This is a genomic window from Actinomadura meridiana (genome assembly GCF_039537545.1).
GTDB classification, from domain to species: Bacteria; Actinomycetota; Actinomycetes; order Streptosporangiales; family Streptosporangiaceae; genus Spirillospora; species Spirillospora meridiana.
In genome coordinates, this window is the sequence record NZ_BAABAS010000015.1 from 183727 (window position 1) to 202275 (window position 18549).

15 protein-coding genes are annotated in these 18549 nt (G+C 68.3%); 11 read left to right on the plus strand and 4 right to left on the minus strand.

The features are described from left to right. Window positions 1-46: 46 nt before the first annotated feature. Window positions 47-1678, plus strand: coding sequence for an L-glutamate gamma-semialdehyde dehydrogenase (pruA, locus tag ABD808_RS22020; RefSeq protein WP_344899620.1), 1632 nt, complete (start codon window positions 47-49; stop codon window positions 1676-1678). 9 nt (window positions 1679-1687) lie between these two features. Here the strand turns inward: pruA and ABD808_RS22025 are convergent, their stop codons facing one another. Beyond that, entirely contained in the window at window positions 1688-2341 is a 654-nt protein-coding gene (locus ABD808_RS22025; protein WP_344899622.1) for an ATP-binding protein, read from the minus strand. Between the two features lie 191 nt (window positions 2342-2532). Here ABD808_RS22025 and ABD808_RS22030 point away from each other — a divergent pair, with 191 nt between their 5' ends. The 6 genes from ABD808_RS22030 (at window position 2533) to ABD808_RS22055 (ending at window position 6858) form a co-directional block, all read left to right on the plus strand. Next, the gene (locus ABD808_RS22030) at window positions 2533-3369 is read left to right on the plus strand and encodes a helix-turn-helix domain-containing protein (RefSeq protein WP_344900179.1); all 837 of its coding nucleotides are present in this window, start codon (window positions 2533-2535) and stop codon (window positions 3367-3369) included. A gap of 19 nt (window positions 3370-3388) precedes the next feature. After that, on the plus strand, window positions 3389-3592 hold the full coding sequence (locus tag ABD808_RS22035) for a DUF397 domain-containing protein (protein ID WP_344899624.1): 204 nt from the start codon (window positions 3389-3391) through the stop codon (window positions 3590-3592). Between the two features lie 181 nt (window positions 3593-3773). Next, window positions 3774-4130: a hypothetical protein gene (locus ABD808_RS22040; RefSeq protein WP_344899626.1), complete on the plus strand. Its 357-nt coding sequence runs from the start codon at window positions 3774-3776 to the stop codon at window positions 4128-4130. Beyond that, window positions 4099-4599: a DUF6879 family protein gene (locus ABD808_RS22045; RefSeq protein WP_344899628.1), complete on the plus strand. Its 501-nt coding sequence runs from the start codon at window positions 4099-4101 to the stop codon at window positions 4597-4599. Before ABD808_RS22040 ends, ABD808_RS22045 begins: the two co-directional genes overlap by 32 nt. A gap of 10 nt (window positions 4600-4609) precedes the next feature. Next, window positions 4610-5452, plus strand: a complete 843-nt coding sequence (locus tag ABD808_RS22050) for a helix-turn-helix domain-containing protein (RefSeq protein ID WP_344899630.1) — start codon at window positions 4610-4612, stop codon at window positions 5450-5452. Window positions 5453-5640: 188 nt separating this feature from the next. Next, window positions 5641-6858, plus strand: a complete 1218-nt coding sequence (locus ABD808_RS22055) for a methyltransferase domain-containing protein (protein ID WP_344899632.1) — start codon at window positions 5641-5643, stop codon at window positions 6856-6858. 136 nt (window positions 6859-6994) lie between these two features. Here the strand turns inward: ABD808_RS22055 and ABD808_RS22060 are convergent, their stop codons facing one another. The 3 genes from ABD808_RS22060 to ABD808_RS22070 form a co-directional block, all read right to left on the minus strand. Then, window positions 6995-7570, minus strand: coding sequence for a GNAT family N-acetyltransferase (locus tag ABD808_RS22060; protein ID WP_344899634.1), 576 nt, complete (start codon window positions 7568-7570; stop codon window positions 6995-6997). Beyond that, window positions 7563-7934, minus strand: coding sequence for a lasso peptide biosynthesis B2 protein (locus ABD808_RS22065; RefSeq protein ID WP_344899636.1), 372 nt, complete (start codon window positions 7932-7934; stop codon window positions 7563-7565). The genes ABD808_RS22060 and ABD808_RS22065 overlap by 8 nt, the downstream gene beginning before the upstream one ends. A gap of 235 nt (window positions 7935-8169) precedes the next feature. Beyond that, window positions 8170-8880 (minus strand): asparagine synthase-related protein, encoded by a 711-nt coding sequence (locus ABD808_RS22070; protein WP_344899638.1) that lies wholly within the window; start codon window positions 8878-8880, stop codon window positions 8170-8172. A 326-nt stretch (window positions 8881-9206) separates the two neighbouring features. Here ABD808_RS22070 and ABD808_RS22075 point away from each other — a divergent pair, with 326 nt between their 5' ends. The 4 genes from ABD808_RS22075 (at window position 9207) to ABD808_RS22090 (ending at window position 18537) form a co-directional block, all read left to right on the plus strand. Further along, window positions 9207-9917 carry an HAD family hydrolase gene (locus tag ABD808_RS22075; RefSeq protein WP_344899640.1) on the plus strand — a complete coding sequence of 237 codons (711 nt, stop codon included), beginning with the start codon at window positions 9207-9209 and terminating at the stop codon, window positions 9915-9917. Between the two features lie 51 nt (window positions 9918-9968). Continuing rightward, complete coding sequence (locus ABD808_RS22080; protein ID WP_344899642.1) at window positions 9969-11921, plus strand: acetoacetate--CoA ligase; 1953 nt, start codon at window positions 9969-9971, stop codon at window positions 11919-11921. A gap of 241 nt (window positions 11922-12162) precedes the next feature. Beyond that, a complete protein-coding gene (locus tag ABD808_RS22085; RefSeq protein ID WP_344899644.1) occupies window positions 12163-13527 on the plus strand; it encodes a serine/threonine-protein kinase in 1365 nt (454 codons plus the stop codon). Window positions 13528-13704: 177 nt separating this feature from the next. Next, on the plus strand, window positions 13705-18537 hold the full coding sequence (locus tag ABD808_RS22090; protein ID WP_344899646.1) for an NAD-glutamate dehydrogenase: 4833 nt from the start codon (window positions 13705-13707) through the stop codon (window positions 18535-18537). The last annotated feature ends 12 nt before the right edge of the window (window positions 18538-18549 follow it).

Genomic DNA, 18549 nt, shown 5'->3' on the forward strand with positions numbered 1-18549 from the left:
CGGCGGGTAGGCCCCCGGCACATCGACATCGCAGGGGGGCTGTGAGATGGACGCCGTCACCACCGTGCCCGTACCGCGGAACGAGCCGGTCAAGGGCCACGCGCCGGGCAGCCCGGAGCGCGCCGCGCTGGAGGCCGCGATCAAGGAGCTGGGCAGCGCGCGGACCGAGCTGACCATGACGATCGGCGGCGACCGGCGCATGGGCGCGGGCACCCCCATCGACGTCGTCGAACCGCACAACCACGGCCATGTCCTAGGCCGGATGGGCGAGGCGACGGAGCCGGACGTGGCCGAGGCGATCGCCGTCGCCCGCGAGGCCGCCCCCGCCTGGCGGGCCATGTCCTTCGACGACCGCGCCGCGATCTTCCTACGCGCCGCCGACCTGCTCGCCGGGCCGTGGCGGTCCACGCTGAACGCCGCCACGATCCTCGGGCAGTCGAAGTCCGTCCAGCAGGCGGAGATCGACGCGGCCTGCGAACTCATCGACTTCTGGCGGTTCAACGCCCACTACGCGCAGCGGATCCACGAGATCCAGCCGCTGTCGTCGCCCGGCGTGTGGAACCGCCTCGAATACCGGCCGCTGGAGGGGTTCGTCCTCGCCATCACCCCGTTCAACTTCAGCGCGATCGCCGGGAACCTGCCGACCGCGCCCGCGCTGATGGGCAACGTCGTGGTCTGGAAGCCGTCCCCGACTCAGCAACTCGCCGCCCACTTCACGATGCGTGTGCTGGAGGCGGCCGGACTCCCACCCGGCGTGATCAACCTGGTCACCGGGAACGGGCGGGCCGTGTCGGCCACGGCGCTGCGCCACCCCGACTTCGCGGGCCTGCACTTCACCGGCTCCGCCGCCACGTTCCAGAGCCTCTGGCGGACGATCGGCGAGAACATCTCCGTCTACAAGGGCTACCCGCGCATCGTGGGCGAGACCGGCGGCAAGGACTTCGTCATGGCGCACCCGTCCGCCGACCCGGCGGTGCTGAAGACGGCCCTGATCCGAGGCGCCTTCGAGTACCAGGGTCAGAAATGCTCCGCCGCGTCCCGCGCCTACGTGCCGCGCTCCGTCTGGAACCAGATGCGGGACGACTTCATCGCCGAGACCGAGTCCCTCACCATGGGCAACGTCGCCGCCGACCTCTCCCTGTTCCTGGGCGCCGTGATCGACGACCGCGCCTTCGCCAAGCACCGCCGCGCCATCGAGCGGGCCCGAGACACGGCCACGATCAAAATCCTCACCGGGGGCGAACTGGACGACTCCCGCGGCTACTTCGTCACCCCCACGGTCCTGGAGTCGTCCGACCCCACCGACGAGATCTTCACCACCGAGTACTTCGGCCCGATCCTCGGCGTGCACGTCTACGACGACGGCGACTACGACACCGTCCTGCACCAGATGGAGGGCGTCGCGGAGTACGCCCTGACCGGCGCGATCATCGCCGACGACCGAGCCGCCATCGCCGCCGCCACGGACACCCTCCGCTTCGCCGCCGGAAACTTCTACATCAACGACAAGCCCACCGGCTCGATCGTCGGCCAGCAACCTTTCGGCGGCGCCCGCGCCTCCGGCACCAACGACAAGGCGGGCTCGATCTTCAACCTCACCCGCTGGACCAGCGTCCGCTCAATCAAGGAGACCTTCGTCCCCCCAACAACCCACCACTACCCCCACATGGGCCCCTGACCGAGAGCGTCACACCGTCACACGCGCCCAGGCCCACTTCCCATGGGGTTCGGTTGGGATCACCCCGTACTCGGACGCGAGCGCCGCCACGATCGGCAGTCCGAGGCCGCCCGTGCCGTCGCGGTAGCCCGAATCAAGCGCAGCCGCGTCAGGGGACAGGACGGTGGCCCGCCTGCGCACCGGGAGGACATCAGAGCAGTCCCACACCTGGAACAGGACCCCGCGCTGCTCACGGACGAACCTCACCCGGATTCGCCCGCCCGGCACATGGACGGCCGCGTTCGTGACCAACTCGCTGGCGATCAGCATCACGTCATCGCGCAGTGCGTCCATCCTCCAAGCGCCGAGCCGCAACTCTACGAGCGTCCGCACCTGCCCCGGCGCCGTCCGCGCCGCCAGGAAGGTCACGTCCAGCACATCACCTGCCGACAGCCCGACCTGCCGCAACACCCGCACCACTCGCTCCGCCGCCACCGCCTCCGCCCCGACCTCACCGAGCACATGCCCCCGCTCCCCACCCCACCGAAACCGCCACCCGTCACACGCGATCACCCGCTCCCCCCGCGAGAGCACCAGCGCCCCGCCGCACATGGTCGCGCCAAGCCCTCGCCGCGCCAACTCCCCCGCCAACACCTCCAGCGGGTCGCCCCTGGACTCACACATGACCCATCTCCTTTCGGTCGGGCCCGGGACACCGTGAGGTAAGCACCAGCCCGGGTCGCCCGTTCTGCTGCGCTCCGTAGATCGTTCATGTCACGCTGTGACCGCCAGCATGCACCCTTCGCACTCGTGGTGCAATATGTAGGGCAGGAAGAATTTGCAACAGAGAGGCAATCATGGCAGGGTCCCCGACCATGCGGCGGCGACGCCTTGCGGCTGAGCTGCGACGACTACGGACCGAGGCCGAACTTTCGATCACACAGGTGGTGACGCGGCTCGGGTGGCCAGGGTCCAAACTGTCCCGCGTCGAGAATCGGCAAATCGGGATCAGTGTGACGGACGTTCGGAAACTTCTTGATCTCTACGGGGTCGAGAACGTCCAGCAGGTCCGCGAACTCATCGAGTTGGCGCGCCGATCGAAGGAGCGAGGATGGTGGGAGTCGTACACGGCGACCTTGCCGACCGAGACCCGAAACATGATCGGCATCGAGACCGAAGCGTCCCTGATCCGCGCCTACTCGCAGGCGCTCGTCCCCGGCCTCCTTCAGACCCCCGACTACGCGCATGCCGTTATCCGCGCGGCGCGCCCCACCGACTCCCAGGAGGTCGTCAACGAACGCGTAGAGATCCGCCTTGCTCGTCAAGCACTCCTTGATGAGCAGGGCGCACCCCAACTCTGGGTCGTTCTCAGCGAGGCGGCGATTCGCCACGTTGTCGGGAGCAGCGCCATCATGACGACCCAACTGCGAAGCCTCATCAAGGAGCGTGACAGAACCAACGTCGAACTTCAGGTTATTCCGTTCTCCGCCGGAGAGCACCCCGCCATGGTCGGGTCGTTCTGGCTTTACAGTTTCCCCGCCCCGAACGAGATGGGCGCCGTCTACATCGAGACGATGAACGGTGCCTTGATCATGGAGGAGTCCCAGGACCTGGACACCTACGGGGACGCGTTCGACCGTCTGCGATCAGCGGCGCTCTCTCCGAGAGACACTCGTGAACTAATCCGCTCTCTCGCGACAGATAGGGTTTAGTCGCGCGAAGGGAGCACACATGGAAGCTGGGCCAACCGCGGTGAGGTGGCGCAAGAGCAGTTACAGCGGTGGCACTGGGGAGTGTGTCGAGCTGGCCAAGTATGCAATGAACGTTGGGGTCCGCGACAGCAAAGCCCCGGCAGCTGGACATCTCTCGTTCAGCCCTCAGACCTGGGCCACGTTCGCAGCCGACGCACGCGACGGCCGCTTTGACCTCCCTTGAGCTAGGAACGCCACACATCCCAGCGCCCTCACCATCGTCCACCAGGTGGGGCGCTCTGCTGGGTGAAGACCTTCCCCGCGGGCTGGGTCGGTCATGGACACGCGGCTGAGGGAGTGTCATGACTTCCGTGTCGCCATCCGACGTGTAGGCCACACTGTTCATCACAGCGACGGCTGTTGCCGTGATCGACGGTTCGGTGTCGGCCTTGACCGGCCTTGCGAGTGGGGAGAGGTTGGTAACGCCGACCGAAGGGTGGAACTTCGTGGAACCTTCTCGTGACGCCGACGCGATGATGCTCTCCTTCTACTGCGGTCCGGACTCGAACACCAAGGAGACCTGCCCCGCCGTGCACCGGACCGACCGGGGAACCTGGCTTTGGCAGGGTGAGGTACGCGACGACCCGCACACCCGATCTCAGCTCCGCAAACCGTCACCGACGGAGGCAGGGGTAGAAGTGGGTGACGACCTCGTGGACATGTTCGTCCGGGCCTACGCGAAGGAGAAGTATGGAGTGGATCTCGACGGAACGTCGCAGTGAGCTTCTTGCCGCGACGACTACGAGCGTGTGGAAGCTGGAATTGCTCGACCGTTATGGTATCGACCTCGCATATTCGGATGACCCGGGAGAGGTTGAGAGGGTGATGTCGAGTGCGGTGACGGAAACCGCCGCATGGGCGGCTGCCGGGATCGAGCAGCGCCGTATCAAGACGATCTCTGAGCCAGCTTCAAAGTACATGCGCGGTGCCTTCGTCTTTGCATCACACCTGGTTGGGGCGGGGGAGGACATCCGGTGGTTGCCACGCCGTCTGGCTTCAACGTTGTTCCTGCCAGGAAATGACATGTTCCTGATCGACGATGCGTTCGCCATGTTCAATGTGCACGACGGTGACAGCAACCCGGCGGGGCAGCAACGGGAGAACGACCCAAGGCTGGTGAAGCGGTGCAAGGAAGCGTTTGAGGCTGCTTGGACGGTCGCCGTGCCGCACCGGGACTACAGACCGGTCTAGTCGGTGCCAGATGACCGACCCAGAGGCCGCCCGCAGCCAGCTTGGTGTCCGATTGCGTGATCTTCGCCTGGACGCCGGTCTCACCGGGCGCCAACTCGCCACCGCCGCCAAGTTCAGCCCGCAGAAGGTGTCCCGGATCGAGAATGGGATGCAGAACATCAGGGAACCCGACATCCGAACGTGGGCGACCATCTGCGGTGTTGCCGACCAAGTATCCGAGCTGATCGCGGCCCGACGCGAAGTGGCCCGGATGTACCGCGAGCACAGGCGCGAGATGAAGGCCGGGTTGGTCCATATTCAGGCTCAAGGGATGGAACTGTACGAGGCTACGTCGCTGCTGCGCGTCTACGAACCGACGGCTGTCCCTGGCATCCTGTTCACCGAAGACTTCGCGACCGCTTCGATCGCGGCATCCGCCCGGCTGCACGGACGGCCGATCGAGGAGGCCAGGCCCGCCGCGCGAGCGAAGATGGCTCGGCAACGGTTTCTGACCGAACCTACTGGTCGCAACATCTACCATTTCGTCATCGAAGCTGGGGCGCTCAGCTTTGGCTACGGTGACTCTGACGTGGTGCGGGAACAGCTCGACTTCCTCACCACTGTTACCAGGATGCCGCACGTGTCGTTCGGCATCATCCCACCGACCTCGAACCGGATCGTCCTTTCTCAAGAGTGCTTCTATATATTCGATGAAACCGTTGTTTGCGGGGACACGTGGCTGACTGCGATCGAGACCCGACGGAAAGATCAGATCTCCTTCTACCTGAAGGCGTTCGATCACCTCCGCCGGATGGCGGTGTACGGCGACGCGGCGCGAGAGTTGATCGCCGCTGCGCGTTGCCAGTTCTGTTGATTTCGTGGAATCTGGTGGAACTCTCTGGCCCCCCAGGTCGCCACGAGCCCATTCTCTGGTCAGGACGATCCTGGCCGAGAAGGGACCACCATGGGTAAGCACGAAGGTAAGCCCCAGCCGATCAAGCAGCCTCCTCCCAGCAAGCCCAACCCCGACAAGCAGACCGAGGGCGGGGGGACCCGAGGCAAATGACGGTCCCGACCTCCGAAGATGTCGCCCGCCGGATCGACGCGCTCGCCGACCAGCTCACCGAGGCTGGCGACCTGACCGATCCGGCGTGGAGGGCGGCGGCACACGCCGTGCCCCGGCACCTGTTCGTCCCGCCTACCGCGTGGGCGTCCCCGTACGAAGAACCGGAGCGTCGGATCGATGTCGACGCGGACCCCGCCGGGTGGTGGAACGCCGCCTACGCCAACCACCCGATCATCACGCAGTACGACGACGGCGCCACCCCTTCCGCCGAGGTGAACTCGGATGAGCGGAGACACTGCACCTCATCGTTGTCGGCGCCCGACGTCGTGTTCCCGTTCCTGGAACTGCTGGACGTCAACGGGCTCGCCGAGCGCGCGCACGGTGACGGGAGGCCGCACGTTCGCGTGCTGGAGATCGGTACCGGAACCGGATGGACGGCGGGTCTCCTGTCGGCCCGTATCGGCGCTGAGAACGTGGTGTCGATCGAGGTGGACGGCCAGGTCGCCAAACAGGCCGCGGCGAACCTGGAGGCCGCCGGTCTCTCCCCGGTGCTCATCACCGGGGACGGGGCCCTCGGGTTCCCCGAGGTCTCCCCGTTCGACGCGGTGCACGTCACGTGCGGTGTCACCACGGTTCCCTACTCCTGGGTCGAGCGGACCCGGCCGGGCGGGGTGATCGCCTTCCCTTGGATGCCCGAGTACGGGCCGGGTCGGCGAACCCGGCTGACAGTGAACGAGAACGGCCACGCGGTCGGCCAGTTCCACGGAGGCGCGTCCTACATGATGTTGCGGGGCCAGCGGACCACGTTCCCCGTGTTCGAAGAGGACACCGCCGGATGGGACGAGTCCGCGACAGCGGCCGACCCTCGCCGGATCATCTGGGACACCCCCGGCCCAGGCGTGGTGATCACCGGTCAGGTTCCCGACCTGATGGTCAATCACAGTGTCGGCGTGCATGACGGGTCGGTGCGGTTGTGGCTCGCCGACACCGGCCACACTTCCAAGGCTCTGGTCGACACCGCGTGGGGTCGGACTGGAGCCAGGGTGCGACAGCGCGGACCCCGGAGGCTTTGGGAGGAGTTGGAGGCCGCCTACCGGACGTGGCTCGGTTACGGGGCGCCCGGCACCGACCGGCTCGGCCTGGTGATCGGCCCGAACGGTCAACGGGTCTGGGTGGACTCACCGGACAAGGTGATCGAGCCGCACCCCGCATGAGAGAACTCCCGGCGCGACGACCGGTCCGACCGGCCGTGATCTAGACCTCGCATACGCTCAACGCCCTCACCGCCCGCGCTGTCGGTGGGGGCGCTCCGCTGTGTGAGGATTTCTCCCTACAGGCTGGCTGAGCCGGTCATTGGAGCATCTGCTTCACCAGTGATGGGCCTTTGAACTCGGCGGGTACGGCGTCCATGAGGACCTCGTTGACTCGTTGGCCGAGCCACATGTTTGAGGAGCGGCGGATGCCCTGCCGTTTGAACCCTGCCTTTTCGTAGGCGCGGATCGCTCTGGTGTTGGGTTCGAGCACCGTGAGCCAGACGCACGCCATGTTCGCGACATGAAAGGCCCAGTCCAGGACGAGGCGGGTGGCCTCGGTGCCAATGCCGCGTCCGTGGTGGTCGGGGATCATCGACACGATGTACTCGGCGTTGCCGCGAGCGGTGTCCATGGCGAGCTTGGCCAGCCCTACCGGTGTCGCGGGGTCCTCGGTGACGTCGTAGATGGTGAAGCGAACCTCGTCGCCACTGCCGCCGTCGATGAGGATCGCCCTGGTGGTACGTATTGGCTGTGGGCTCTGCCGGTTGTAACCGACGATCGTGCTGATCTGCTGATCCAACCGCCAGTAGGCGTCAAGCAGATCTTCTCGGATCGGCCCCAGCCCCGCGACCTCACCTCGAAGCCAGATCCATGGAGTGGCCTTGTCACTCATGTGTCTTCCTTGTCCTCTTGGAAGCGATTGTCAGTAGTGGCGTACACCTGAGTGTGCTGGGGGGTTCGGCGACGGGAACGCCACCGACCGAGATCCAGGCGTGCAACACAATGGGGTCGCAGCGCACTCCGTGATGCCAGGTCACCGCCCGCCCTTCGAGCGCCAGGGCGACGACTGTGGCCACCGATGATTCCAGGCAGGCCATGCGTCCAGGCAGGAACCCGAAGTGCTGAACGGCCGCCACGGCCTCTTCCGCGTGAACCGCCGAGGCTTCGCGACGGGTGACCGCCGACGCCAAACGCACCAGGCTGACCATTCGGCGCATTCGCTTGTGGCGCGCACCGGCCCTGGCGACGATCAACATCGTCAGCACGCCAAGACCGCCGGTAACGAGGGCGCGGCCAGAGGTCCGTCGTGGGGCTTCCCAGCCCAGCGGTACCTCGTGTGTACTCCACGAGGGTTCCCACGGCACCCGTGGAACAGGGAGGACGGTGGAGGCTCCTCTCCACCGATTAGCCGCAGCCGGAGCCAGGAGCGAGGTTCGCCCGGTTTCGTAGTTCAGCACCAGCATCCATCCGCGATCCAGGGCGCAGGCGCGCTCAGGAATTCGCACGAGCTTGCTCCTGCCATGGCACGATCTTCAGCGCTCGCCGCCACGCTTCGAAGGCGACGATGCGCTCGATCGGACCGAGGTCGCCCGCACCGGCCGCATGGGAACGCAGCCGAGCGCGAACGGTCCGCACATCAATGAGGTTCATGTCGGCGAGGTACCCATCGAGCAGAGCGTCCACCTGCGGAAGCGCACGACGCAGGCCGTCGTAGTGATCGGCGCTGGTGGTGGCCTTGGTGGTCCTGCGACGCAGCGAGGCGGGCAGGACATCGGCCATCGCCTCCACTAGCACCGGTTTGTACTGAGCTGGCTCAGGCATCTCCTCCACATCCAATGCCAGGTAGGCGTCGATGACCTGGGCATCGAAGAAGGGATTGTCCAAACGCACGCCGGAGGCGGCGGCGAGTTCCATGTCTGCTCGTGCGGAGCGGGCGCTGTCGACGAGCGTGTCGACGACCTTCTGGTGAGTCAGGCTCGGGAGATCCAGATGGGTGCGCGACGGCACGCACGCCCGACCACGTCGGAGCGCCTCGCGGAGGGACATTTTCCGCACCTGGGCAAATCTCGCCGCCGCCCCTAGGGCGCGAAGAGGTCGCTTTCGGATCATCTCGGCAAGGTAGATCGGAGGCGTTAGCAAGAGGGCGTCCCCACCATCACCGGTCAGATGGACGCTTGAACCATGGTGGGCCAGCCATCGCATGTGGTCCTGAAAGCTCGGGAGCGCGACTGTGCTGACCGGGGGTTGGACCACACCGAGTCGGCTGGAGGCTCTGATACCTGAGGGGCTATGGCACCCCCGAGGAAGTACTCGCCTGAGCTGCGGGAATGCGCGGTTCGGATGGTTTTTGATGTTCGTGAGCAGACCGGTGAGCGGACTGGGTCGATCGCCCGGGTCACTGACCAGCTCGGGGCGGCCGTCCCCGGGAAGGCCGGGTCGTGGGCCGGGCGGGGGTGGGGTGAGGGGGTGGGCGCTAGGCTCGGACGGCACGTGTTCTTCGCGGTTCTCCTTACTTGTATGGGAACGGGATGTCGACGCTGAACCGTCTGGTGCTGTGGAACATCGATCACACGTTGGTCGACGTCGGGCGGGTTACCCGGGACGCCTATGCAGAGGCGTTTCAGCGGGTCATCGGTCGGCCCCTCGTGCGACTCGCGCCCACGCCGGGGCGTACCGAGTCCGAGATCATTTTTGAGACGCTGGCGTTCAACGACGTCGTCACCACCGATGATCACCTGTCGGCCTTCTTCGACGCCCTCGCCGAGGCGTTCGCGAGCCGGAGGGCTGACGTGCGGGCTCATGGTCGTGTGCTTGCTGGGGCGCGTGAGGCTGTTGAGTCGCTTGCGCATGTGCCCGGTGTCGTGCAGTCGGTGCTGACCGGGTCCGTCCAGCCGAACGCCGTCGTGAAGGTGACCGAGCTGGGTCTCGCCGGGCATCTGGACCTGGACGCGGGCGGCTACGAGAACGGCGTCTACAGTAAGGCGGCCCTTCTCGAACTCGCCCGCACCCGCGCGGGCGAGCGGCACGGCGCGCGCTACCCCGAGGCGGCGACGGTCTTCATCGCCGACTCGCCGCGCGACGTCCAGGCCGCGCACATCGCGGGCTCCCCGATCATCGCCGTCGCCACCGGCAGCGCCACCGAGGCCGAACTGCGCGCCGCCGGGGCGGAGCGCGTCCTCGCCACCCTCTCCGACACCCGCGCGGTGGTGAGCGCCGTGGCCGACCTGACCCGCATCTGACCCGGATACTGGAACGGCCGCGCGGTGTGGCGCGGCGTTGGAGGGAGAGTCATGGCCCGTGAGGTTTCCGAAGGTTCGGTGCTGTGGGAACCCTCGGACGAGGTCGTCGCCAACGCGCGGGTGAGTCACTTCGTCCACTGGCTGTGGGACCGGGGCGTCCTCACGGAGACCTACGACGACCTGTGGCGCTGGTCGGTCACGGAGGTCGACGCCTTCTGGGACGCGATCTGGTCGTACTTCGAGGTGGTCGGAAACCGGGGCGACGGCCCCGTCCGGACGGGCGGGCCGATGCCGGTGGACGGCCTCACATGGTTCCCCGGCACGACCCTCAACTACGCGGCGAACGCCCTGCGGAAGGCGTCGGACACCCCCGACGACACGGCGGTGATCTTCCGGTCGGAGGCGGGCGGGCATCGGGTGCTGACGTACCGGGAGCTGGCGCTGCACGTCGCGGAGGTGCGCGCCGGGTTGGCCGAGCTGGGTGTTGGCAAGGGCGACCGGGTCGCCGCGTATGTTCCGAACATCCCCGAGGCGCTGGTCTGTTTCCTGGCCACGGCGTCGCTGGGCGCGATCTGGTCGTCGTGTTCGCCGGACTTCGGATCGTCCTCGGTGATCGACCGGTTCGCGCAGATCGAGCCGAAGGTCCTGGTCGCCGTGGACGGCTACGCCTACAACGGCAAGCGGTTCGACCGGCGCGGGGTCGTCACCGAGATCGAGGCCGCGCTGCCGACCCTCGCCGCGACCGTGTTGATTCCGTACCTCGATCCCGCCGCCGCGCCGGACGGGTTGCGTGTCGGGATGCGCTACGCCGATCTGCCCCGTCCCGATCACGAGCTGGAGTTCGAGGACGTCCCGTTCGAGCATCCGCTGTGGGTCGTGTACTCGTCCGGCACGACCGGGCTGCCGAAGCCGATCGTGCACGGCCACGGCGGCGTGGTGCTGGAGCACCTCAAGGCGTTGTCGTTCCACCAGGACCTCGGCCCCGGCGACGTGTTCTTCTGGTACACGACCACCGGCTGGATGATGTGGAACTACCTGGTCGGTGGCCTGCTGGTGGGTTCCACGATCGTCATGTACGACGGCGCACCCTCTGATTTGTGGTCGCTGGTCGCCGAGAACGGCGTCACCTACATGGGTGTCGGCGCGCCCTACATCATGGCGTCGGCGAAGGACGGACAACGTCCCGGCGAGGAACACGACCTGTCGGCGTTGCGCGGCATCGGCTCGACGGGTTCGCCGCTGCCGCCCGAGGGTTTCGGCTGGGTCTACGAGGCGGTCGGACGTGACCTGCTGCTCGGCTCAATGTCCGGTGGCACCGACCTGTGCACCGCGTTCCTCGGCCCGTCGCCGCTGCTGCCGCTGCACGCGGGCGTGATCCAGTGTCGCGGGCTCGGCGCGAAGGTGGCGTCGTTCGACGACGGCGGAGAGTCCGTCGTGGACGAGGTCGGCGAGTTGGTCATCACCGAGCCGATGCCGTCCATGCCCGTCTACTTCTGGAACGACGAGGACGGCGAGCGCTATCGCGACTCCTACTTCGAGATGTACCCGGGCGTCTGGCGGCACGGCGACTGGCTGAAGATCCGTCCGGACGGCGGCTGCGTCATCTACGGGCGCTCCGACTCCACCCTGAACCGGGGCGGCGTCCGCATGGGGACGTCCGACTTCTACCGCGTCGTCGAGGCGTTCGACGAGATCGCCGACAGCCTCGTCATCGACACCGGACGGCTCGGGCAGGAGGGGCTGCTGCTGCTGTACGTCCAGCTCGCCGAGGGCGCGTCGCTGACCGACGAGCTGCTCGCCGAGGTGAAGCGGCGCATCCGGTCGGCGCTGTCGCCCCGGCACGTCCCGGACGAGATCCACGCCGTCCCCGGCATCCCGCGCACGCTGTCGGGCAAGAAACTGGAGGTCCCGGTCCGTAAGATCCTCCAGGGCACGCCGGTCGACCAGGCCGCCAATCCCGACTCCATGGCCAATCCAGAAATTCTTCGCCATTTCACGCCGTAAGGGACATTCAGTCGAACGTTCCGTTTCTCTTGGGTGACACCAGCCTCACGTGTACCGCAGGGTGATGTCACGGCATTAGGGTGGAGCCTGGGCCAAACAGTGTCCGATCGGATGCGTTGGGTCAGAGTGGCCGTAAGGCCGCAGGCCGGGTGAACTTCCCCCGGGGCTCGGGCGTCACACTGTCGGCGGGGAGATCCAGGCCCGTCACGGGCCCCAGGATCAAGAGAGGGACGGTCCACGCATGGAGGTTGGGGCGCTGCGATCCGGGGATCCGGACCGGCTGGGTTCGTACGCCCTGACCGGCCGGGTCGGCGAGGGCGGCCAGGGCACCGTCTACCTCGGCGAGGACGACACCGGCCGCCAGGTCGCGATCAAGCTGCTGCACGCGGAGCTGACCTCCGACGACAGGGCCCGCGCCCGGTTCCTGCGCGAGCTGGAGGTCGCCAAGAGCGTCGCGCCGTTCTGCACGGCCCAGGTCATCGACGCCGACGCCGACGGCGACCGCCCCTACATCGTCAGCGAGTACGTGCCGGGCCCGTCGCTGAACCAGCAGGTCCTGGACGAGGGCCCGCTCGACGGCGCGTCCCTCGACCGGCTCGCGGTCGGCACCGCGACGGCCCTCGCGGCGATCCACCAGGCGAACGTCGTGCACCGCGACTTCAAGCCGCACAACGTCCTGATCGGACCCGACGGCCCCCGCGTCATCGACTTCGGCGTGGCACGTGCCATCAGCGGCGGCACCACGCTCACCAGCCGGGTCATCGGCACCCCGTCCTACATGGCGCCCGAGCAGATCAGCGGCGACGAGGTCGGGACGGCCGCCGACGTGTTCTGCTGGGCGGCGACGCTCGTGTACGCCGCCACCGGCGAGCCCCCGTTCGGCCAGGACACCATCCCCGCCGTGATCAACCGGATCCTGCACGAGGAACCCGACCTCGGCGAACTCGACGGGCCGCTGCGCGACGTCGTGCTCGACTGCCTGGAGAAGGACCCCGCGCACCGGCCCGGCGCGCGGCAGGTGCTGATGCGGCTGCTCGGCCACGACGAGGTCTCGCGGTCCGGGGCGCCCGCCGCCCCGCGTCCCGGGTCCGGCGACACCGACGAGACCGCGATGCTCGCCGCCGGATCCGTCCGCGCGGCGGAGGTCGGCGACGACACGATGCCCCACGACCTCGCCGCCGCGGGGGGCGGGGCCGGTGGGCTGCGGCAACGGGTCCTCTCCGGGTCGGGCCGGCCGGCGGTGCTGGCCGGGGTCGCCGCGCTGTTCGTGGCGATCGTGGTCGCCTCGTCCGTCCTCGTGCTCAGCCTCGGCGACAACGGCAAGGCCGGGCAGAAGGTCAGCGACCCGAGCGCGCCGCCCGCCTCCGCGGACGTCGCGCCGAGCTTGTCGGCGCCGACGAGCACCGAGCCCACGGAGAAGACGCCGGACAAGCCGTCCTACACTCCGAGGGCGCCGTGGACGCCGTCCATGAGCCCGAGCGAGAGCCCGTCCGACAGCGGCTCCCCGACCCCGTCCCACTCGGTGTCCACGTCTCCGCCCCCGGACGACCCGGACGACCCGTCGTCCCCGCCGGACCCCTCGACCGGGCCGGGCACGGGCCCCTGACAGCCCTCCTGACCTGGCGTGTCGCTCGGTGAGTCGCCTCGCCGGACGCCCGGAGGGTGGTCAATGACACGTTGGCCATGCGGCCGCGCGGGTCTGCTTTGCGGCGGTTCCTGTTCTACGCTGGCGCAGTGAGCGGCGCCACAACGAGGTGGCGAAGGGTCTCTAGGGGAGTTGTCGATGAGCGGCATGCTCGATCAGGCGAAGGACGACCTGCTCCGGCGGTCGGCCGAGACGTGCGCGCAGCGTCCGGGGGCGCGCGGGGGGGACGCGGCGGAGGCGTTCGACTACCTTCGGTTGTACTACCATCATGTCGCCCGCGAGGACCTGCTCGCCAGGGACCCCGCCGACATCTGCGGCCCCGCGATGGCGCACCGGGCCCTCGGCGAGGAAAGGCCGCAGGGGCGCGCGAAGGTGCGCGTCTTCACGCCGACGCTTGAGGAGCACGGCTGGGACCCGGGGCACACCGTCGTCCAGGTAGTTACGGACGATATGCCCTTTTTGGTGGACTCCGTCACGATGGAGCTGTCCCGGCACCAGCTGACCACGCACCTGATCGTCCACCCGCTGCTCGGCGTGGACCGCGACGTCGCGGGCCACCTGAAGGCGTTCCGCGGCAAGCTCGACAGCGACGACGACGTCGACGAGTCGTGGATGCACATCGAGGTGGACCGTACCAGCGACCGCGCCGTCCTCGACCGGCTCGAAAAGGACCTGATCCGCGTCCTCCAGGACGTGCGCGTCGCCGTCGAGGACGAGCCCAAGATGCGGGCCCGCGCCGGTGAGATCGCCACCGCCATCCAGGACGCCCCGCCGCCGCTTCCAGGCAAGGAGCTCGCCGAGGGCGTCGAGCTGCTCGACTGGCTCGCCAAAGGCCACTTCACCTTCCTCGGCTACCGCGACTACACGCTCACCGAGGGCGGCAGCGCCCTGCGTCCCGAGCCCGGCACCGGCCTCGGCATCCTGCGCAGCGACAAGCGCGAGTCCGACAGCTTCGCCGCGCTGCCGCCCGAGGTCCGCGAGAAGGCGACCGAGAAGCACCTGCTGGTGCTGACCAAGGCGAACTCGCGGTCCACCGTCCACCGGCCGCTGTACCTCGACTACATCGGGGTCAAGAAGTTCGACGAGTCCGGCGAGGTCACCGGCGAGCGCCGCTTCCTGGGCCTGTTCACCCACGTCGCCTACAGCGAGTCGATCGCGCACGTGCCCGTCCTCAAGCGCAAGCTGGAGGAGGTGCTGGAGCGCGCCGGGTTCACCGCCGACAGCTACGACGGCCAGGACCTCATCGAGATACTGGAGGGCTACCCGCGCGACGAGCTGTTCCAGATCACCGTCGACGACCTGCTCAAGATCTCGCTCGGCGTGCTGCGGCTGCGCGAGCGCCGCCAGCTGAAGCTGTTCCTGCGCAAGGACATGTACGGCCGTTACATGTCCTGCATGGTGTACCTGCCGCGCGACCGGTACACGACCAAGGTCCGGCTGCGCATCCAGGGGCTGCTGAAGGAGGCGTTCGAGGGCGTCAGCGTCGACTACAGCGCGAACGTCAGCGAGTCGCTGCTGGCACGGCTGCACGTCGTGGTCCGCGGCGAGCGCGGCCGCCCGCTGCCCGACATCGACGTGCCGGAGCTGGAGGAACGGCTCGCCGCCGCCATCCGCTCCTGGGAGGACGACCTCGCCGACGCGATCGTCGAGCAGTGCGGCGAGGAACGCTCGGGCACCCTCGGCCGCCGCTTCGGCGACGCCTTCCCCGAGGGCTACAAGGCCGACTTCCCCGCCCGCACCGCCGTCGCCGACCTGCGCCGCCTCGACGAGCTGGGCGACGGCGACGACACGTCCATCAACCTGTACGAGCCCTACAGCGCCGAACCCGGCGAACGCCGCCTGAAGATCTACCGGCTGGGCGAGCCGATCTCGCTGTCCCGGATGCTGCCGCTGCTCCAGAACATGGGCGTCGAGGTCATCGACGAGCGGCCCTACGAGATCGGCGCGTCCGACGGGCAGCGGTTCTGGATCTACGACCTCGGGCTGCGGTACGCGCCGCCCGCCGACGTCCCCGAGGAGGCCGTCAAGGGCCTGTTCCAGGAGGCGTTCACCCGGCTCTGGCGCGGCGAGATCGAGAACGACGGGTTCAACGCGCTCGTCCTGCACGTCGGGCTGAACTGGTGGCAGGCCATGCTGCTGCGCGCCTACGCCATGTACCTGCGGCAGACCGGCACCACGTTCTCCAAGCGCTACATCGAGCAGGTGCTGCTCGGCAACGCGTCCATCACCCGGCTGATCGTCCGGCTGTGGGAGAGCCGCCTCGACCCGTCGCTCCAGGGCGGCGAGGAGGAGCGCAGCGCCGGGATCACCGAGGAGCTGCGCGGCAAGCTGGACGAGGTCGCCAGTCTCGACGAGGACCGCATACTGCGCGCCTACCTGGCACTGGTCGAGGCGACGCTGCGCACCAACCACTACCAGGGCAAGCCGTACCTGGCGATGAAGTTCGACCCGCACGCCATCCCCGACCTGCCCGAGCCGCGGCCCCTGTACGAGATCTTCGTGTACTCGCCGAAGGTCGAGGGCGTCCACCTGCGGTTCGGCTCGGTGGCGCGCGGCGGGCTGCGCTGGTCCGACCGCCGCGAGGACTTCCGCACCGAGATCCTCGGCCTGGTCAAGGCGCAGGCCGTGAAGAACACCGTGATCGTCCCGGCGGGCGCCAAGGGCGGCTTCGTCGGCAAGCAGCTGCCCGACCCGTCCGTCGACCGGGAGGCCTGGCAGAAGGCGGGCATCGCCTGCTACACCGACTTCATCTCCGGCCTGCTCGACCTCACCGACAACCTGGTGGACGGCAAGGTCGTGCCGCCGCAGAACGTCGTCCGCCACGACGGCGACGACACCTACATGGTCGTCGCCGCAGACAAGGGCACCGCCACGTTCTCCGACCTCGCCAATCGCGTCGCCGCCGAGTACGGCTTCTGGCTCGGCGACGCGTTCGCGTCCGGCGGCTCCGTCGGCTACGACCACAAGGGCATGGGCATCACCGCGCGCGGCGCCTGGGAGTCGGTCAAGTACCACTTCCGCTCGCTCGGCACGGACGTCCAGAACGACGACTTCACCGCCGTCGGCATCGGCGACATGTCCGGCGACGTGTTCGGCAACGGGATGCTGCTGTCCGAGCACATCCGGCTCGTCGCCGCGTTCGACCACCGGCACATCTTCATCGACCCCGACCCGGACGCGGCGACCTCGTTCGCCGAGCGTCGGCGCCTGTTCGACCTGCCCCGCAGCAGCTGGGGCGACTACGACACCGCGCTGATCTCCAAGGGCGGCGGCGTGTACCCGCGGACCGCCAAGTCGATCGCGCTGACCCCGCAGACGCGGGCGGCGCTCGGCGTCCAGGACGGCGTGAAGGCCCTCACCCCGTTCGAGCTGATCAAGGCGATCCTGAAGGCGCCGGTCGACCTGCTCTGGAACGGCGGCATCGGCACCTACGTCAAGTCGTCCACGGAGAACAACGCCGACGTCGGCGACAAGGCCAACGACCCCGTCCGCGTCAACGGCGCCGACCTGCGCTGCCGCGTCGTCGGCGAGGGCGGCAACCTCGGCGTCACCCAGCTCGGCCGGATCGAGTACGCGCGCACCGGCGGGCTGATCAACACCGACTTCATCGACAACTCCGCGGGCGTCGACACCTCCGACCACGAGGTGAACATCAAGATCCTGCTCGACCAGGCGGTGCGCGACGGCGAGCTGACCGGCAAGCAGCGCGACGCCCTCCTGTACGAGATGACCGACGAGGTCGGACGGCTCGTCCTGCGCGACAACTACGCGCAGAACGTGGTGCTCGCCGGAGGCCGCGCGCAGGCCCCCGCGATGCTGCACATCCACGCCCGCTACATGCGCAGACTCGAACAGGAAGGCCGCCTCCAGCGGCGCCTCGAATTCCTGCCCGACGACAAGGCGCTCACCGAGCGGCGCCAGTCGGGGCTCGGGCTCACCAGCCCCGAGTTCTCCGTGCTGCTCGCCTACGCCAAGATGGCGCTCGACCACGAGCTCGTCGCGTCCGACATCGCCGACGACCCCTACCTGGAGTCGTGGCTGGTCGACTACTTCCCGACCCCGCTCAGGGAGACGTTCCGCCCCTACATGGACCGGCACCCGCTGCGCCGCGAGATCATCACCACCGCCGTGGTGAACGACCTGATCAACGCCAGCGGCTCCACGTTCGTGTTCCGGATGAACGAGGAGACGGGCGCGTCGTCGTCCGACATCGCCCGCGCCTACCTCGTCGCCCGCGACGTGTTCGGCATGCCCGGGTTCTGGCGCTCGGTGGAGGGCCTGTCCCACCAGGCCGACGAGTCGACGCAGATCGCGATGCTGCTGGAGGCCAGGAAGCTGACCGAGCGCGGCGCCCGCTGGCTGCTGCACAACCGGCGGCCCCCGTTCGACATCCGCGAGACGATCGACTTCTTCGCGGGCAGCGCGGCGACCCTCAGCACCCACCTGTCCAAGCTCCTGGTCGGGCTCGACCTGGCCGCGTTCGAGCAGCGCCGCGACGGGTTCGCCCAGCTCGGCGTGCCCGACGAGCTGGCCGAACAGTGCGCCACGTTCGTGCCCGCCTTCTCCACCTTCGACCTGGTCGGCATCGCGCACGACACGGGCCGTCCGGTGGAGGAGGTCGCCGAGGCCTACTTCGACCTCGCCGACCGTCTCCAGCTGTCGCGGCTACGCGAACGCATCATCGCGCTGCCCCGTGACGACAAGTGGCGCTCGATGGCCCGCTCCGCCCTTCGCGACGACCTGTACACCGCGCACGCGGCCCTCACCCGGGACGTCCTGGTCACCAGCGAACCTGGCGGCGACCCCGAGCAGCTCCTGGTCGGCTGGGCGGACAAGAACAAGCCCGCCGTCCAGCGCGCCCAGCAGACGCTCAGCGAGATCTGGGAGAGCGACAGCTTCGACCTGGCGACGCTCTCGGTGGCCCTGGGCTCGATCCGCACCCTGGTCACCGCGAGCAGCCTGCCCAACTGACCCTGGTGGGGG

Excerpts from the sequence above, each read along its gene's own strand:
- ABD808_RS22025 (WP_344899622.1), bottom strand. The coding sequence starts at position 2,341 with ATGTGTGAGTCCAGGGGCGACCCGCTGGAGGTGTTGGCGGGGGAGTTG.
- ABD808_RS22075 (WP_344899640.1), top strand. The coding sequence starts at position 9,207 with ATGTCGACGCTGAACCGTCTGGTGCTGTGGAACATCGATCACACGTTG.
- ABD808_RS22060 (WP_344899634.1), bottom strand. The coding sequence starts at position 7,570 with ATGAGTGACAAGGCCACTCCATGGATCTGGCTTCGAGGTGAGGTCGCG.
- ABD808_RS22070 (WP_344899638.1), bottom strand. The coding sequence starts at position 8,880 with ATGCGATGGCTGGCCCACCATGGTTCAAGCGTCCATCTGACCGGTGAT.
- ABD808_RS22080 (WP_344899642.1), top strand. The coding sequence starts at position 9,969 with ATGGCCCGTGAGGTTTCCGAAGGTTCGGTGCTGTGGGAACCCTCGGAC.
- ABD808_RS22090 (WP_344899646.1), top strand. The coding sequence starts at position 13,705 with ATGAGCGGCATGCTCGATCAGGCGAAGGACGACCTGCTCCGGCGGTCG.
- pruA (WP_344899620.1), top strand. The coding sequence starts at position 47 with ATGGACGCCGTCACCACCGTGCCCGTACCGCGGAACGAGCCGGTCAAG.
- ABD808_RS22085 (WP_344899644.1), top strand. The coding sequence starts at position 12,163 with ATGGAGGTTGGGGCGCTGCGATCCGGGGATCCGGACCGGCTGGGTTCG.
- ABD808_RS22030 (WP_344900179.1), top strand. The coding sequence starts at position 2,533 with ATGCGGCGGCGACGCCTTGCGGCTGAGCTGCGACGACTACGGACCGAG.
- ABD808_RS22065 (WP_344899636.1), bottom strand. The coding sequence starts at position 7,934 with ATGTTGATCGTCGCCAGGGCCGGTGCGCGCCACAAGCGAATGCGCCGA.
- ABD808_RS22050 (WP_344899630.1), top strand. The coding sequence starts at position 4,610 with ATGACCGACCCAGAGGCCGCCCGCAGCCAGCTTGGTGTCCGATTGCGT.
- ABD808_RS22045 (WP_344899628.1), top strand. The coding sequence starts at position 4,099 with ATGGAGTGGATCTCGACGGAACGTCGCAGTGAGCTTCTTGCCGCGACG.
- ABD808_RS22035 (WP_344899624.1), top strand. The coding sequence starts at position 3,389 with ATGGAAGCTGGGCCAACCGCGGTGAGGTGGCGCAAGAGCAGTTACAGC.
- ABD808_RS22055 (WP_344899632.1), top strand. The coding sequence starts at position 5,641 with ATGACGGTCCCGACCTCCGAAGATGTCGCCCGCCGGATCGACGCGCTC.